Origin of the sequence: Streptococcus sp. KHUD_011, assembly GCF_046352925.1 — a bacterium.
In the GTDB taxonomy this organism is placed as follows: domain Bacteria; phylum Bacillota; class Bacilli; order Lactobacillales; family Streptococcaceae; genus Streptococcus.
The window spans coordinates 190,717-205,946 of the sequence record NZ_CP157578.1 but is presented as its reverse complement, the minus strand read 5'-3'; the positions used below and the strand labels follow the sequence as shown (position 1 = coordinate 205,946).

Annotated in this window: 29 protein-coding genes and 1 pseudogene; all 30 read right to left on the bottom strand. The window is 41.2% G+C overall.

Features of this window, described 5'->3' with window-relative positions:
• Nucleotides 1–23 precede the first annotated feature (23 nt).
• Nucleotides 24–407, bottom strand: coding sequence for a 30S ribosomal protein S11 (gene rpsK / locus ABKJ27_RS01095; protein WP_001118385.1), 384 nt, complete (start codon nucleotides 405–407; stop codon nucleotides 24–26).
• A gap of 17 nt (nucleotides 408–424) precedes the next feature.
• Entirely contained in the window at nucleotides 425–790 is a 366-nt protein-coding gene (rpsM, locus tag ABKJ27_RS01090; RefSeq protein WP_000090781.1) for a 30S ribosomal protein S13, read from the bottom strand.
• Nucleotides 791–807: 17 nt separating this feature from the next.
• Nucleotides 808–924, bottom strand: a complete 117-nt coding sequence (gene rpmJ, locus ABKJ27_RS01085) for a 50S ribosomal protein L36 (RefSeq protein WP_001808836.1) — start codon at nucleotides 922–924, stop codon at nucleotides 808–810.
• Between the two features lie 24 nt (nucleotides 925–948).
• Complete coding sequence (gene infA / locus ABKJ27_RS01080) at nucleotides 949–1,167, bottom strand: translation initiation factor IF-1 (protein WP_001029883.1); 219 nt, start codon at nucleotides 1,165–1,167, stop codon at nucleotides 949–951.
• 116 nt (nucleotides 1,168–1,283) lie between these two features.
• Entirely contained in the window at nucleotides 1,284–1,922 is a 639-nt protein-coding gene (locus ABKJ27_RS01075) for an adenylate kinase (protein ID WP_001050436.1), read from the bottom strand.
• Between the two features lie 149 nt (nucleotides 1,923–2,071).
• On the bottom strand, nucleotides 2,072–3,382 hold the full coding sequence (secY, locus tag ABKJ27_RS01070; protein ID WP_000465403.1) for a preprotein translocase subunit SecY: 1,311 nt from the start codon (nucleotides 3,380–3,382) through the stop codon (nucleotides 2,072–2,074).
• A 12-nt stretch (nucleotides 3,383–3,394) separates the two neighbouring features.
• Nucleotides 3,395–3,835, bottom strand: a complete 441-nt coding sequence (gene rplO / locus ABKJ27_RS01065) for a 50S ribosomal protein L15 (protein WP_000766087.1) — start codon at nucleotides 3,833–3,835, stop codon at nucleotides 3,395–3,397.
• A 144-nt stretch (nucleotides 3,836–3,979) separates the two neighbouring features.
• Nucleotides 3,980–4,162: a 50S ribosomal protein L30 gene (rpmD, locus tag ABKJ27_RS01060; protein WP_410011860.1), complete on the bottom strand. Its 183-nt coding sequence runs from the start codon at nucleotides 4,160–4,162 to the stop codon at nucleotides 3,980–3,982.
• Nucleotides 4,163–4,175: 13 nt separating this feature from the next.
• Complete coding sequence (gene rpsE / locus ABKJ27_RS01055) at nucleotides 4,176–4,670, bottom strand: 30S ribosomal protein S5 (RefSeq protein WP_000874202.1); 495 nt, start codon at nucleotides 4,668–4,670, stop codon at nucleotides 4,176–4,178.
• Between the two features lie 17 nt (nucleotides 4,671–4,687).
• Nucleotides 4,688–5,044: a 50S ribosomal protein L18 gene (rplR, locus tag ABKJ27_RS01050; protein ID WP_000624044.1), complete on the bottom strand. Its 357-nt coding sequence runs from the start codon at nucleotides 5,042–5,044 to the stop codon at nucleotides 4,688–4,690.
• Nucleotides 5,045–5,127: 83 nt separating this feature from the next.
• Nucleotides 5,128–5,664, bottom strand: a complete 537-nt coding sequence (rplF, locus tag ABKJ27_RS01045; protein WP_000086624.1) for a 50S ribosomal protein L6 — start codon at nucleotides 5,662–5,664, stop codon at nucleotides 5,128–5,130.
• A 187-nt stretch (nucleotides 5,665–5,851) separates the two neighbouring features.
• Nucleotides 5,852–6,250, bottom strand: a complete 399-nt coding sequence (rpsH, locus tag ABKJ27_RS01040; protein ID WP_000245504.1) for a 30S ribosomal protein S8 — start codon at nucleotides 6,248–6,250, stop codon at nucleotides 5,852–5,854.
• Nucleotides 6,251–6,463: 213 nt separating this feature from the next.
• Entirely contained in the window at nucleotides 6,464–6,649 is a 186-nt protein-coding gene (locus ABKJ27_RS01035; protein WP_001085697.1) for a type Z 30S ribosomal protein S14, read from the bottom strand.
• A 17-nt stretch (nucleotides 6,650–6,666) separates the two neighbouring features.
• On the bottom strand, nucleotides 6,667–7,209 hold the full coding sequence (rplE, locus tag ABKJ27_RS01030) for a 50S ribosomal protein L5 (RefSeq protein WP_000013542.1): 543 nt from the start codon (nucleotides 7,207–7,209) through the stop codon (nucleotides 6,667–6,669).
• 23 nt (nucleotides 7,210–7,232) lie between these two features.
• Complete coding sequence (gene rplX, locus ABKJ27_RS01025) at nucleotides 7,233–7,538, bottom strand: 50S ribosomal protein L24 (RefSeq protein WP_000497691.1); 306 nt, start codon at nucleotides 7,536–7,538, stop codon at nucleotides 7,233–7,235.
• Nucleotides 7,539–7,615: 77 nt separating this feature from the next.
• The gene (rplN, locus tag ABKJ27_RS01020; protein ID WP_000616545.1) at nucleotides 7,616–7,984 is read right to left on the bottom strand and encodes a 50S ribosomal protein L14; all 369 of its coding nucleotides are present in this window, start codon (nucleotides 7,982–7,984) and stop codon (nucleotides 7,616–7,618) included.
• 25 nt (nucleotides 7,985–8,009) lie between these two features.
• A complete protein-coding gene (rpsQ, locus tag ABKJ27_RS01015; protein ID WP_000440801.1) occupies nucleotides 8,010–8,270 on the bottom strand; it encodes a 30S ribosomal protein S17 in 261 nt (86 codons plus the stop codon).
• A 24-nt stretch (nucleotides 8,271–8,294) separates the two neighbouring features.
• A complete protein-coding gene (gene rpmC / locus ABKJ27_RS01010) occupies nucleotides 8,295–8,501 on the bottom strand; it encodes a 50S ribosomal protein L29 (RefSeq protein WP_000772918.1) in 207 nt (68 codons plus the stop codon).
• Between the two features lie 9 nt (nucleotides 8,502–8,510).
• Nucleotides 8,511–8,924 carry a 50S ribosomal protein L16 gene (rplP, locus tag ABKJ27_RS01005; protein WP_000960946.1) on the bottom strand — a complete coding sequence of 138 codons (414 nt, stop codon included), beginning with the start codon at nucleotides 8,922–8,924 and terminating at the stop codon, nucleotides 8,511–8,513.
• Nucleotides 8,925–8,927: 3 nt separating this feature from the next.
• Entirely contained in the window at nucleotides 8,928–9,581 is a 654-nt protein-coding gene (gene rpsC, locus ABKJ27_RS01000; RefSeq protein WP_000529936.1) for a 30S ribosomal protein S3, read from the bottom strand.
• A 12-nt stretch (nucleotides 9,582–9,593) separates the two neighbouring features.
• Nucleotides 9,594–9,938 carry a 50S ribosomal protein L22 gene (gene rplV, locus ABKJ27_RS00995; protein ID WP_000818137.1) on the bottom strand — a complete coding sequence of 115 codons (345 nt, stop codon included), beginning with the start codon at nucleotides 9,936–9,938 and terminating at the stop codon, nucleotides 9,594–9,596.
• An 11-nt stretch (nucleotides 9,939–9,949) separates the two neighbouring features.
• Nucleotides 9,950–10,231 carry a 30S ribosomal protein S19 gene (gene rpsS / locus ABKJ27_RS00990; RefSeq protein ID WP_000533766.1) on the bottom strand — a complete coding sequence of 94 codons (282 nt, stop codon included), beginning with the start codon at nucleotides 10,229–10,231 and terminating at the stop codon, nucleotides 9,950–9,952.
• Between the two features lie 103 nt (nucleotides 10,232–10,334).
• Entirely contained in the window at nucleotides 10,335–11,168 is an 834-nt protein-coding gene (gene rplB / locus ABKJ27_RS00985) for a 50S ribosomal protein L2 (RefSeq protein ID WP_000512911.1), read from the bottom strand.
• Between the two features lie 17 nt (nucleotides 11,169–11,185).
• Nucleotides 11,186–11,482, bottom strand: coding sequence for a 50S ribosomal protein L23 (locus ABKJ27_RS00980; protein ID WP_001055347.1), 297 nt, complete (start codon nucleotides 11,480–11,482; stop codon nucleotides 11,186–11,188).
• Nucleotides 11,482–12,105 (bottom strand): 50S ribosomal protein L4, encoded by a 624-nt coding sequence (gene rplD / locus ABKJ27_RS00975; protein ID WP_000024549.1) that lies wholly within the window; start codon nucleotides 12,103–12,105, stop codon nucleotides 11,482–11,484. Before rplD ends, ABKJ27_RS00980 begins: the two co-directional genes overlap by 1 nt.
• A 24-nt stretch (nucleotides 12,106–12,129) precedes the next feature.
• Complete coding sequence (rplC, locus tag ABKJ27_RS00970) at nucleotides 12,130–12,756, bottom strand: 50S ribosomal protein L3 (protein ID WP_000160197.1); 627 nt, start codon at nucleotides 12,754–12,756, stop codon at nucleotides 12,130–12,132.
• 82 nt (nucleotides 12,757–12,838) lie between these two features.
• Entirely contained in the window at nucleotides 12,839–13,147 is a 309-nt protein-coding gene (rpsJ, locus tag ABKJ27_RS00965) for a 30S ribosomal protein S10 (protein WP_001284513.1), read from the bottom strand.
• A gap of 261 nt (nucleotides 13,148–13,408) precedes the next feature.
• Nucleotides 13,409–14,023, bottom strand: a pseudogene (locus ABKJ27_RS00960) (uridine kinase family protein); the annotation flags it as partial.
• Entirely contained in the window at nucleotides 14,020–14,610 is a 591-nt protein-coding gene (gene nrdG / locus ABKJ27_RS00955) for an anaerobic ribonucleoside-triphosphate reductase activating protein (protein WP_410011859.1), read from the bottom strand. The pseudogene ABKJ27_RS00960 and the gene nrdG, both read right to left, overlap by 4 nt.
• Nucleotides 14,603–15,109 (bottom strand): GNAT family N-acetyltransferase, encoded by a 507-nt coding sequence (locus ABKJ27_RS00950; RefSeq protein ID WP_410011858.1) that lies wholly within the window; start codon nucleotides 15,107–15,109, stop codon nucleotides 14,603–14,605. The genes nrdG and ABKJ27_RS00950 overlap by 8 nt, the downstream gene beginning before the upstream one ends.
• Between the last annotated feature and the right edge of the window lie 121 nt (nucleotides 15,110–15,230).

Here is a 15,230-nt window from a genome sequence, read left to right as displayed (position 1 = left end):
CGAAAAGCAGTGTAATGCGATGATTATACACGGCGACGTTTTGGAGGACGAGCACCATTGTGTGGCACTGGAGTCACATCACGAATTGCTGTTACTTCAAGACCAGCGGCAGCAAGCGCACGAATAGCTGACTCACGACCAGAACCTGGACCTTTTACAGTAACTTCAACTGATTTAAGACCGTGTTCTTGTGCAGATTTAGCAGCAGCTTCAGAAGCCATTTGAGCAGCGAATGGTGTAGATTTACGAGAACCTTTGAAACCAAGAGCACCAGCTGATGACCAAGCAATTGCATTACCATGCACATCAGTAATCATAACAATAGTGTTATTAAATGTAGCGTGAATATGAGCAATACCAGATTCGATATTCTTTTTCACACGACGTTTACGTGTTGGTTTAGCCAAGACTTTTACCTCCTATATTATTTTTTCTTACCAGCAATCGCAACAGCTTTACCTTTACGAGTGCGAGCGTTGTTTTTAGTGTTTTGTCCACGGACAGGAAGTCCACGACGGTGACGGATACCACGGTATGAACCGATTTCCATCAAACGTTTGATGTTCAAGTTTACTTCACGACGAAGGTCACCTTCAACTTTGATTGCATCCACTTCACGACGGATAGCATCTTCTTGATCTGATGTAAGATCACGTACACGAACATCTTCTGAGATTCCAGCAGCAGCCAAAATTTTCTTAGATGTTGCAAGTCCGATACCATAAACATAAGTCAATGAGATTACTACGCGTTTGTCATTTGGAATGTCAACTCCAGCAATACGAGCCATGTTTTCTCCTTTCTATCTTATCCTTGACGTTGTTTGTGTTTTGGATTTGCTGGGCAAATTACCATAACACGACCATTACGACGAATAACTTTACAGTATTCGCAAATTGGTTTGACCGATGGTCTTACTTTCATTTCTTATCCCTCCAAGTTTTTCGATTATTTAAAGCGGTAAGTGATACGTCCACGTGTCAAGTCATATGGACTCATTTCGACAGTAACACGATCTCCCGCTAAAATACGAATATAGTTTTTACGAATTTTACCAGAAACTGTTGCTAAAATCTGATGTCCATTTTCAAGTTCAACCGTAAACATTGCATTCGGCATTGTATCAACTACTTTGCCTTCAACTTCAATCACATCGTCTTTTGCCACGCAAAAGCACCTCCATAAATTTCGATTCGATGCCTCTAGACACAGAGACAACAATTATAAGTCAGACTATCTCAGTATAACATTTGTAGCGGATTTTTGCAAGTGTGAAAAACGCTTTATTTCAAATTTGTCAATACTTTTTCGATATCTGAGAAGACATCATTGATATCTTGATTACCTTCGATGTCATGAACCAAACCTTTGGCACGGTAGTGAGCAATGATTGGTTCCCCTTGAGCAATATTCACATCCAAACGACGTTTGACTGTCTCAGGCTTATCATCTTCACGTTGGTAGTAATCTTCTTCTTTATAGTCAACTGGTGGGTTAAAGACCTTGTGGAAAGTTTCTCCAGTTACGCGGTGGATGATACGACCACTCAAACGTTCCAAGAGGCTATCTGGATTCACTTCTATGTTGATAACACCTTCTAGTTCGATGCCAAGTTCAGCCAATGTTTTGTCCAAGGCATGAGCTTGTTCGATTGTACGTGGGTAACCATCCAACAAGAATCCTGTTTCTTTAATATCATCTTGTGAAAGACGTTCTTTTACGATTCCATTTGTAACTTCGTCAGGAACCAATTCACCCTTGTCAATGTATGACTTAGCAAGAACACCCATTTCAGTTTGATTTGCCATTGCAGCGCGGAACATATCACCTGTTGAGATATGTGCAACATGGAATTGTTCTACGATTTTTGCTGCTTGAGTTCCCTTACCTGCACCAGGTAAGCCCATAATCAAAAGATTCATGATTTGATCTCCTTATTTTATTTTTAAATAGAAGCAAAAAGTCTTTTCACCCCTATTTAAAAACAAAATAGAAGAGGGGAGACCAAACTCTCACAAATGTTAGAGTTAAACCTCCACTCCCTCAGTAATTACTGATTCAGTAATTACTTTTATTCTGTTCTGTCCATGAAACCAACATACTTACGTTTCAATAGGTAGCCTTCCAATTGTTTGATTCCTTCAATACCTGTAGAGATAATGATCAAAAGACTGGTTCCTCCAAAAGCAACTGCTTCTGAAAGTCCGAAAACATCTTTTGCTACGATCGGTAAAATAGAAATCACACCAAGGAAGAGAGAACCAACAGTTGCAAGACGACGAAGAAGTTTAGACATATATTCTTCTGTACCTTTACCAGGACGAACTCCGTGGATATAGGCACCGCTCTTTTGTAGATTCTCTGCCGCTTTTTCAGGATTAATCTGTACAAACGTATAGAAGAATGTAAAGAGAATAATCAATAAAGCATACATAGCAATACCAGTTGGTGAAGTTGTTGCCAGCATTTCTTGTGCTGTTCTTACCCAAGCCCAATCATGACCTGTAGCACTCAAAAACTGAAGAATAGCCGCAGGCGCTGCAGTAATCGAACTTGCAAAGATAACAGGGATAACTCCAGCAGGGTTTACCTTCAAAGGAAGGTAAGAGCTAGATGGAGCACCTTGTGCAACCTTAGTATATTGGATTGGAATTTTGTATTCTGCTTGTTGAACATAAGTTGTAAAATAAATGATCAACAATACAGTAATAATCAAAATGATTACGAAAATGATGGATGAGTTGATACGGCTACTTGGGACGTTCACAAAGTAGTCCACATAGATGCCCTGAATCATCTCTGGAATTGAGGCAACAATCCCGGCAAAGATAATCATAGAAACACCATTTCCGTATCCCTTATCTGTAATTTGCTCTCCCAACCAAGTCACAATCATACTACCAGCTGTTAAGATGATACCAATCATGATAAAGACTTGTGGAGTAAGAGCTGTTTTCAACAATTGAGCTCCAGCCAAAGTATTAAAACCAGCTGTAATCCCGATCGATTGCACAAAGGCTAGAACAAGAGCAATATAACGAGTAGCTTGATTTAATTTTCTTCGACCTACTTCCCCTTGTTTACCCCACTCTACAAATTTGGGTAAAATATCCATTTGCAAGAGTTGGACAACGATAGAGGCCGTAATGTAGGGGCTAACACCAAGAGCAAAAACTGAGAAGTTTTTCATGGCATTCCCTGACACCAAGCTCAACATGTTTAAGAAGGATAATCCACTTAAAGCATTCAAGCTATTGGCATTCACACCAGGAACTGTAATGCTAGTTCCGATACGAAAGACCAAAACGATAAAAATTGTGAATAAAATTTTTGATCGAACCTGCTTGACTTTAAGAGCTTCTCTTAATAATTTAAAAAACATAGGTCACCTCTCTTAGATGACTTCTACTGAACCACCTTTAGCAGTGATAGCTTCTTCAGCTGATTTAGAGAATTTAGCTGCTTTCACAGTCAATTTCTTAGTCAACTCACCGTTACCAAGAATTTTAATACCTGATTTTTCAGCTTTAACAATTCCTGCTTCGATAAGAACAACTGGAGTAACTTCAGCACCATCTTCAAAGACGTTCAATTGGTCAAGGTTCACAATTGCGTATTCTTTAGCGTTGATGTTAGTGAATCCACGTTTTGGAAGACGACGGAACAATGGAGTTTGTCCACCTTCAAAACCAAGGCGAACTCCGCCACCGCTACGAGCTTTTTGACCTTTTTGACCACGACCAGATGTTTTACCGTTACCTGATGAAGTACCACGACCAACGCGGTTACGTACTTTACGAGAACCTTCTGCAGGTTTCAATTCATGAAGTTTCATTTTTATTTTCTCCTCTTTTGTAAAATGCTAGCGCCGATAAGGGAGAAAAGGTTGTCTCCCCCATCAACTCGCCTATACGACGTCATCATAGATGACTATATCTAGTTTTAGGGGATGGTATAGTGCACATCCCCTAAAAATTCATTAGTTTACTTCTTCAACTGTTACCAAGTGAGATACTGCAGTGATCATACCACGGATAGCAGCGTTATCTTCTTTAATAACAGAGCTGTTCAATTTGCCAAGTCCAAGTGCTTCAACAGTTTTACGTTGTGATGGAATGCGTCCGATTGGAGACTTAGTCAAAGTAATTTTAATTTGAGCCATTTTATCCCCTTTCTTATGCCAAATCAGAAACTGAAATACCACGAAGGGCAGCAACTTCTTCAGCGCGTTTCAATTGTTTCAAACCTTCAACAGTTGCACGAACAATGTTGATTGGAGTGTTAGAACCAAGTGATTTAGATGTAATATCTGCCACACCTGCCAATTCCACAACGGCACGAACTGCACCACCAGCGGCAACTCCAGAACCTTCTACAGCAGGTTTCAACAATACTTTAGCTCCACCGAATTCTGAAAGAACTTCGTGTGGGATTGTTGTTCCAACCATAGGAACTTCGATCAAGTTTTTCTTAGCATCATCTACTGCTTTACGGATTGCTTCTGGAACTTCTTGAGCTTTACCAGTACCAAATCCTACGCGACCGTTGTGGTCACCAACAACAACAAGAGCTGCGAAACGAAGACGACGTCCACCTTTAACAACTTTTGTAACACGGTTGACAGCAACTACGCGTTCTTCTAATTCAACTGCATTGTCTTTAAATGCCATTTTCTAGTGTCCTCCTATTAGAATTTCAATCCGTTTTCACGAGCTGCATCAGCCAAAGCTTTCACACGTCCGTGATATAGATATCCACCGCGGTCGAACACCACTTCTGAAATACCTTTAGCGTTTGCACGTTCTGCAACGAGTTTACCGACAGCAACGGCTTGTTCAGTTTTAGTTCCTTTTGAAACTTCTTTGTCAAGAGTTGAAGCACTTGCGAGCGTTACACCCGCTACGTCATCAATCACTTGAGCGTAGATGCCTGTATTAGAACGGAATACGTTCAAACGTGGGCGATCAGCAGTTCCAGAGAGTTTTCCGCGAACGCGACGGTGGCGTTTTTGGCGGAGTTTGTTTTTATCTGGTTTTGAAATCACAGTTTTCACCTCTTTAGTTTTAAATCGTGTGCTATGCACAAAGTTGGAAAATAGGTTGATGGTTGAGATTCAACCACTCAACATTATTTACCTGTTTTACCTTCTTTACGGCGAACGAATTCACCAACGTAACGGATACCTTTACCTTTATATGGTTCTGGTGAACGAAGGCTACGTACGTAAGCAGCTGTTTGACCAACCACTTCTTTTGAAATTCCGCTAACAACGATTGTTGTTGGGTTTGGAAGTTCAAAAGTAATTCCTTCTGGAGCTTCAACTTCATCTGGATGTGATTTACCAACAGCCAAAACAAGTTTAGATCCTTGAAGTTGTGCACGGTAACCAACCCCGCGCATTTCAAGTTCTTTCTTGAATCCTTCTGATACACCAATAACCATGTTGTTCAAAAGGGCACGAGTAGTTCCGTGGATAGTTTTCATTTCTTTTGAATCGTTTGGACGGTGAAGAGTTACTTCTGTACCTTCCACACGGATTTCAATATCTTTTGAGAACTCACGAGTAAGTTCTCCTTTAGGTCCTTTTACAGTTACAACGTTGTCATTGTTAGTGATTTCAACACCAGCAGGCAACACGATAACTTTATTACCAATACGTGACATGTTTATTTTCTCCTGTTAAATTGTCAGGCCAGAAAGGCCAGTTTTCACGGGGGTCAATCGATTTCTCGATTTAAAGGAACATTTAGGTTTCAATTTCAAAGTGAATCTAGGCATCGTCTCGCAGGCATAACTTTGGGTTAGGCAAGAGACGATAACGAAGAGTCACAAAGAAATTGGGAGCTAAATATTACCAAACGTAAGCGATAACTTCTCCACCAACATTCTTTTGGCGTGCTTCTTTATCAGTAAGCAAACCTTCAGAAGTTGAAAGGATAGCAATTCCAAGTCCATTAAGAACTTTTGGAAGGTCTTCACGTTTTTTGTAGACACGAAGTCCTGGTTTAGAAACACGTTTCAAATTAGTGATAACTTTTTCACCGTTTGGTCCGTATTTAAGAAATACACGGATGATGCCTTGTTTGTCATCTTCGATGATTTCAACGTTTTTTACAAAACCTTCGCGTTTAAGGATTTCAGCAATCCCTTTTTTGATGTTTGATGCAGGTACTTCAAGTACTTCGTGTTTAGCTTGGTTAGCGTTACGAATACGAGTTAGGAAGTCTGCGATTGGGTCAGTCATAACCATTTTGTTTTTCTCCTCTTACTAGTAGTTTGCAAGTTGCACTTGCTAGTTAATGATTGAGCTAGGCTCAGATAGTATTGATACATTCAAATGAGAAAACTCTTATTTGAACACGAGCTACAACCTGGGCAAAAAAGATAAATTTGTTTTGGAGCATCGCTCCTACACCAAATTTCCTATTTTTGCTGTGGTTGTTACGCTCTTTGTATCATGATATTACCAAGATGCTTTTGTTACACCAGGGATTTGTCCTTTGTAAGCTAATTCACGGAAGCAAACACGGCAAAGTTTAAATTTGCGGTAAACTGAATGTGGACGACCACATTTTTCACAACGAGTATAAGCTTGAGTAGAGAACTTCGCTGGACGTTTGTTCTTAGCAATCATTGATTTTTTAGCCATTAGATTTACCTCCTATATTATTTTGCAAAAGGCATTCCAAGGCCTGTAAGCAATGCACGTGACTCTTCGTCAGTGTTAGCAGTTGTTACGATAACGATGTCAAGACCACGAGTTTTGTCAACGTCATCGAAGTTGATTTCTGGGAAGATCAATTGTTCTTTCACACCAAGTGTGTAGTTTCCGCGTCCATCAAATGATTTTGTTGGAACACCGTGGAAGTCACGTACACGTGGAAGTGAAACTGAAACCAATTTATCCAAGAATTCGTACATACGTTCACCACGAAGGGTAACTTTTGCACCGATCGCAACACCTTCACGAAGACGGAAGCCGGCGATTGATTTTTTAGCTTTAGTGATAAGTGGTTTTTGACCTGAGATAAGTGCCAATTCTTCAGCAGCTTTTTCAAGGCTTTTAGCGTTTGATACAGCTTCACCAACACCCATGTTCAAAACGATCTTATCTACTTTAGGCACAGCCATCACTGATGAGTAGTTGAATTGTTCTGTCAAAGCAGGAACTACTTCATTAAGATATTTTTCTTTTAAACGATTTGCCATTATACTTCTCCTTTCCTTCGTGATTAATCAAGCACTTCGCCTGATTTTTTGTTGTAGCGAACTTTTTTACCGTCTACAAATTTGTAACCAACACGACCAGCTACACCATTTTTGTCCAAAACTTGAACGTTTGATACGTGGATAGCTGCTTCTTTCTCGATGATCCCACCTTGAGGAAGCTCGTTAGTTGGACGTTGGTGTTTCTTAACGATGTTAACACCTTCAACGATAACTTTGTTTACTTTTGGAAGGGCAGTAAGGACAACAGCTTCTGTTCCCTTATCTTTACCAGCGATTACGCGAACTTTGTCGCCTTTTTTTACAAACATTAGGTTTCTCCTTGATTTTTCTTACGCCCATAAGGGCACCCTAGCTTGAAGCTAGGGGACTAGTTTGTTTCTAAAAATTAAAGTACTTCTGGAGCAAGTGACACGATCTTCATGAAGCCACCTTCACGCAATTCACGTGCAACTGGGCCAAAGATACGTGTTCCGCGAGGAGTTTTGTCTTCACGGATGATAACTGCTGCGTTTTCGTCAAATTTGATGTATGAACCATCAGCACGACGAGCACCTGATTTAGTACGAACGATAACTGCTTTTACAACGTCACCTTTTTTAACCGCACCACCAGGAGTAGCTTGTTTTACAGATGCCACGATAACATCACCGATGTTTGCAAATTTACGTCCTGAACCACCAAGAACTTTGATAGTCAAGATTTCGCGAGCACCGCTGTTGTCTGCGACTTTCAAACGAGTTTCTGTTTGAATCATTTCAGTTTTCTCCTTTCAGGTTTGATTAGATGATGACCGCTTCTTCAACAACTTCTACAAGACGGAAACGTTTTGTAGCTGAAAGCGGACGAGTTTCCATGATACGTACGATATCGCCTTCTTTGGCAACATTGTTTTCATCATGAGCTTTGTATTTTTTAGAGTAGTTAATACGTTTACCATAGACTGGGTGGTTACGTTTTGTTTCAACTACAACTGTGATTGTCTTGTCCATTTTGTCAGATACAACACGTCCAACAAGAACTTTACGATTATTGCGTTCCATTGAAATTTCTCCTTCCCTAGTCTATTATTTCGCTTCAGATTGAACTGTTTTGATACGAGCGATTTGTTTTTTAACTTCTTTCAAGCGAGCTGTTTGTTCCAATTGACCAGTAGCAGCTTGGAAACGAAGTTCAAACAATTCTTTTTTCAATTCGTTTTCGCGCTTCGCGAGTTCTTCTTGAGAAAGACCACGAAGTTCTTTAACAAATTCTTTTACTTCATTAAGTTTCATGCCTTCTCCTTATTCTGCTTCACGTTTTACGAATTTACATTTAACTGGCAATTTGTGGCTAGCAAGACGAAGCGCTTCGCGAGCGATCTCTTCAGATACACCAGCGATTTCGAACATCACTTTACCACGTTTAACTGGTGCTACCCAACCTTCAGGTGCCCCTTTACCAGATCCCATACGCACACCGATAGCTTTAGCAGTGTATGATTTGTGTGGGAAGATTTTAATCCAAACTTTACCACCACGTTTCATGTAACGAGTCATGGCGATACGAGCAGCTTCGATTTGGCGGTTAGTGATCCAGTGGCTAGTTGTAGCTTGAAGACCGTATTCACCGAATGCTACTTCTTTTCCACCTTTTGCTTCACCGCGCATTTTTCCACGGAATTCACGACGGTGTTTAACACGTTTAGGTACTAACATTGGTTATTTACCTCCTTTAGTGTTTTTGCGAGCTGGAAGAACTTCACCACGGTAGATCCATACTTTAACACCAAGTTTACCGTATGTAGTATCTGCTTCTTCCCAAGCGTAATCGATATCTGCACGAAGTGTGTGAAGTGGAACAGTTCCTTCAGAGTATCCTTCAGCACGGGCAATATCTGCACCGTTCAAACGACCTGATACTTGAGTTTTGATTCCTTTAGCTCCAGCACGCATTGCACGTTGGATTGCTTGTTTTTGTGCACGACGGAAAGCAACACGTTGCTCCAATTGACGAGCAATACCTTCACCTACAAGGTGAGCATCCAAATCAGGTTGTTTGATTTCGATGATGTTGATGTGTACTTGTTTTCCAGTCAATTTGTTAAGTTTTGCACGGAGTGCATCAACGTTTGCACCACCTTTACCGATAACCATACCTGGTTTAGCAGTGTGAAGTGAAACGTTAACTTTGTTTACTGCGCGTTCGATTTCGATAGTTGAAACTGCTGCGTCAGCAAGTTCTTTTTGAACGAATTTACGGATTGCAAGATCTTCATGAAGGTAATCCGCGTATTCTTTTTCAGCATACCATTTGGCATCCCAATCACGGATGATGCCGACACGCATACCAATTGGATGTACTTTTTGACCCACGATTTTACCTCCTTATTTTTCTGCAACAGCTACAGTGATGTGAGCTGTACGTTTGTTGATTGGTGAAGCTGAACCTTTCGCACGTGGACGGAAACGTTTCATAGTTGGTCCTTCGTTTGCGAATGCTTCAGATACTACCAAGTTAGCTTTATCCAAACCAAAGTTGTTTTCAGCGTTAGCTACAGCTGAGTTCAAAACTTTCAAGATGATTTCAGCAGCTTTGTTTGGAGTGAATGTCAAGATTGCGATTGCATCGGCTACGCTTTTACCACGGATGTTATCAAGAACAAGACGTGATTTACGAGGTGAAACACGTACTGTACGAGCCATTGCTTTAGCTGAAGTAATTTCTGCCATTTATGTTCTCCTTATTTTCTACGTGTTTTCTTGTCGTCTGCAGCGTGACCTTTGTAAGTACGAGTTGGTGCAAATTCACCAAGTTTGTGACCTACCATGTCTTCTTGAATGTAAACAGGTACGTGTTTACGTCCGTCATAAACTGCAATAGTGTAACCAATGAAACTTGGGAAGATCGTTGAACGACGTGACCAAGTTTTAATAACTTTTTTCTTTTCGTCGTTAGCTTGAGCTTCAACTTTTTTCATCAAATGCTCATCGACGAAAGGTCCTTTTTTAAGACTGCGTCCCATTTTTATATTTTCTCCTTTAAATGTTGTACCACAGCGGCTTGCGCTCCTATGGAGCGCTACCGAGCTGGCGGATTTACTAGTTGCTTAAGCGACTAGTTTAATATTATTTCTCGTTGCGACGACGAACGATAAGTTTGTCAGATTTCGCTTTCTTGTTACGAGTTTTAAGACCAAGAGCAGGTTTGCCCCATGGAGTAGATGGTGCTTTACGACCAACTGGTGCTTTACCTTCACCACCACCGTGTGGGTGATCGTTAGGGTTCATTACAGAACCACGAACTGTTGGGCGGATACCTTTCCAACGGCTACGTCCTGCTTTACCAAGGTTTACAAGTCCATGTTGTTCGTTTCCGACAACACCAACTGTAGCACGGCAAGTTCCAAGAATCATACGAACTTCACCTGATTGAAGACGAACAAGAACGTATTTACCTTCAGAACCCAATACTTGAGCAGATGCACCAGCAGCACGTACCAATTCACCACCACGACCTGGTTTCAACTCGATGTTGTGGATCAAAGTACCAACTGGGATATTAGCAAGTGGAAGAGCGTTTCCGACTTTGATATCTGCTTCTGGACCTGAAACGATACGTTGACCAACTTCAAGACCTTTTGGAGCGATGATGTATGCTTTCACACCGTCAGTGTAGTGTACAAGAGCGATGTTTGCAGAACGGTTTGGATCGTACTCGATTGTTTTAACAACTGCTTCAACGTTGTCTTTGTTACGTTTGAAGTCAACCAAACGGTAGAAACGTTTGTGTCCACCACCTTGGTGACGAACTGTGATACGACCGTTGTTGTTACGACCAGCCTTGCTCTTCAATGCAACAAGCAATGATTTTTCAGGAGTGCTTGTTGTGATTTCAGCGAAATCCAAAGAAGTCATATTACGGCGACCGTTTGTTGTTGGTTTATAAACACGAATTCCCACGATATTTCCTCCTTAGATTATTCAGCTTCAGCAGCAAACAACTCGATTGCTTTTGAATCAGCTGTAAGTGTGATGATAGCTTTTTTAGTTTTGTTAGTAAAACCAGTGTAACGTCCAACACGTTTAGCTTTTGGTTTTACGTTGATTGTGTTAACGTTGGCAACTTTAACACCTTCGAAAGCAGCTTCAACAGCTTGCTTGATCAAAAGTTTGTGTGCACGAGTGTCAACTTCAAATACATATTTTCCTGCTTCAAGTTGAGCCATTGAGCTTTCAGTGATGACAGGTTTTTTGATAACATCATACAAATTCATTATGCAAGAACCTCCTCGATTTTAGAGATAGCTGCTTGAGTAACAAGAAGTTTGTCACTATTTGCGATGTCAAGAACACTTGCAGTTGTAGCAGTCGCAACTTTCACGTTTGGAAGGTTACGAGCTGAGAGAGCTGCGAATTCGTTTCCTTCTTCAAGAATAACAAGGACTTTAGAATCGATGCTCAAAGCTGCAAGAACTTTTGCAAATTCAGCAGTTTTTGGAGCTGTAAATTCAAGAGAATCAACGGCTACAAATTTATTTTCAGCAACTTTTTCTGAGTAAACAGATTTAAGCGCAAGGCGACGAACTTTTTGAGGAAGTTTGTACGCATAGCTACGTGGAGTTGGTCCGAAGACGATTCCACCACCACGCCATTGTGGAGAGCGGATAGAACCTTGACGAGCACGTCCAGTTCCTTTTTGACGCCATGGTTTGCGTCCGCCACCTGAAACAGCTGAGCGGTTTTTAACTGCGTGAGTTCCTTGACGAAGGCTAGCACGTTGGCTGATGATCACATCAAACACAACAGATTGGTTTGGTTCGATACCAAAGATTGCATCGTTAAGAACAACTTCGCCAGCTTGTTTACCAGTTTGGTCGAATAATGTTACATTTGCCATTTTGACTGTATTCCCCTTTCCTTATTATTTACCAGCTTTAACTGCTGATTTGATAGTGATAAGAGATTTCTTAGCACCTGGTACGTTACCTTTGATAAGGATAACGTTCTTTTCTGGAACAACTTGTACAACTTCAAGGTTTTGAATTGTTACGCGGTCGCCACCCATACGTCCTGCAAGGTTTTTACCTTTGAATACGCGGTTAGGTGCAACAGGTCCCATAGAACCTGGACGACGGTGGTAACGAGAACCGTGAGCCATTGGTCCACGTGATTGTCCGTGGCGTTTGATAACACCTTGGAAACCTTTACCTTTAGAAGTACCAGTTACGTCAACAACGTCTCCAGCTGCGAATGTTTCAACTGTGATTTCAGCACCAACTTCCAAGCCTTCAACGTTTTTGAATTCACGAATGAAGCGCTTAGGAGCCGTGTTAGCTTTCGCTACATGTCCTTTAGCAGGTTTGTTGCTCAATACTTCGCGTTTGTCATCGAAACCAACTTGGATAGCGTTGTATCCGTCTGTTTCAACAGTTTTAACTTGAAGAACAACGTTTGGAGTTGCTTCAATAACTGTTACAGGGATCAATTCGCCAGCTTCAGTGAAGATTTGAGTCATTCCCACTTTTTTCCCTAAGATTCCTTTTGTCATGAGAAAATAGTTCCTTTTCTATATTTTTTATTCAAAAAGTTTTTAACGAGCGTTTTTTATGCTCAAGGTATCAAGCTTTAGATTAAAGTTTGATTTCTACGTTTACACCACTTGGAAGATCCAATTTCATCAAAGCATCAACTGTTTTTTGAGTTGGGTTAACGATATCGATCAAACGTTTGTGTGTACGCATTTCAAATTGTTCGCGAGAGTCTTTGTATTTGTGAGTCGCACGAATGATTGTGTAGAGGCTACGTTCAGTTGGAAGTGGGATTGGACCCGCAACTTGTGCACCTGTACGAGTAGCTGATTCTACGATTTTTGCAGCCGCTGTGTCAAGCGTACGGTGTTCGTAAGCTTTCAAACGGATACGGATTTTTTTGTTTGCCATCTTTTTCTCCTTTTCGTCTATTTAAGATAATAGGCTAGCTCCACAAGAAAACCGACGCGGAGTTGCGTGGCAATGCAACCGAGCGTGTCGCAACCTCTTGCATCAAAGCTAAGGCTGTAATTTACAGCACCATAATAGAATAACACAAAGCCTCTGCGATTGCAAGGGATTTGTTGCTGTTTTTTCGTTTTTTTGCGATGAAACTGTTTTCCTATTTTTTCTTTTTAAAACTAGGAATTTTCTTCTATATAAAATAAATTGGGTTCTCTTGACATCAAATTTATCTTCTGATTGATCCACTAAGATGTCCACCATTGACTCGGTTTCTTTATAGTATCGCAGATACTGCTCCCGTCTCATCTGATGACTAGCTAATATAAAGGATGCATCGCTATTTCTTACAGTCGTATCTCGAGCTAGACGCCTCTTTAATTCAGTCTCCTCATCTGTGTAGAAACAAATGGTTTTATCAAAGAGTTCCTTGGGTAGAAAGCCCACAGACATCCCTTCGACTATCAGAATTGGTTTTGCTCCATACAAGACCTCGCTAGCCTTCCAAGGTTCTTCAATTGTTAAGAGATCCATACCCGCCTGTAAGGCGAGGATATCTCTCTGCAAACTCGCCAGTTCATGCGCCACTGGCAAACAGGCTGTCAACTTTTGATTTGGCGCGTCCTTTGGTACTACCATATTACGGCCTGAGGTGATATAAGGATCTGTCTCTAGCAAATTTACTGTAGTAGAATCTAAGGATTGGTACAATTCCTGTGCAAAGGTTGATTTACCTGAAGCTCCATGGCCGTATATTCCCAGTGTCCTGACTTTCCCCGTTTCGATCTCTGAGACTAGTTGGTCTATTAAGTCGTTTTTCTTCATCCTCTCTTCACCTGTTCATAGCTTTCTTTTCCGTCATTGAGTTTGTCCCAAATCACTACTTGCCCACTTTGGAGGGATTTTTGCACATCGATAATTCGTTGATTGGACGAACCTCGGAACTGAAGCATGAGATTTCTTTTAGTTCGATCGTATCTTCCATCAACAAGAATATCAATCAGTGATAAGAGTTCTAGTTTATCTGGAGTTTCCAACATCATTTCTTCCCATGTATAGCCTGTCCAAGACCAGATATCCTTGTCTGGCAATTCCTTCCGAATCCGCTTAACGAGTGGTAAGAGAATGCCCGTATTAAGAAAGGGCTCCCCTCCCAGCAGGGTCAAGCCTTGAACATAGGGCTGGGCAAGGTCTGCCATAATCTGCTCTTCTAACTCTGCCGTATAGGGAATGCCAGCATTGAAAGACCAGGTCGCTACATTATAACAACCCTCGCAGTGAAACATGCAGCCTGATACATAGAGAGAGTTGCGCACACCTTCCCCATCCACAAAGTTAAAGGCCTTGTAATCAATAATCCGACCTTGACTGAGTTCCTCGCTTTTCCATTCTTGTGGTTTTGGATTATTCATTCACTACCTCTATCCAATAACGCTCGACTCCATTACGAACATCCTCAAGGAGCCCACCATTTGCTAGAATGACTGCTCTGCTAGCAGGATTATTCACGCTACAGGTTACCAGAGCTTTCTTGATGTTCTTTTCCTTAGCAACTTGCAAGCCCTGACGGAGAGTTTCTTTCGCATAACCTTTGCCTCTTTCAGAAGGACGGATGGAGTAGCCGATATGACCACCTGCTTCTAGTAGAAAGTTACTGAGGCGCAATCGGAGATTAAGAAATCCAACTGCTTGACCTTTCTCAGAAAAAGCTACTAACTGAATTGCAGGAACCCATCCTTCAGGCAGGTCAATCCCCATTTCTTGATTCTGATTACTTTCCAACCACTCTTCATACACAAAGTTCTCTGTATCCCAAAATCCTCCATCATGGGCTGATTGGCTCTTTTCAAACTCTGCCATCATCTCTAAAACTGTTTCTTTATCTGCTAATCTTGGTCTGCGTAGTTCCATCCTTACCTCCCACTATGAGAAAAGCGAGAGCTGACTCTCATACTCTTCGAAAATCAAATTCAAACCACGTCAGCGTCACCTTACCGTAGATATATGTAACTGACTTCGTCAGTCTTATCTA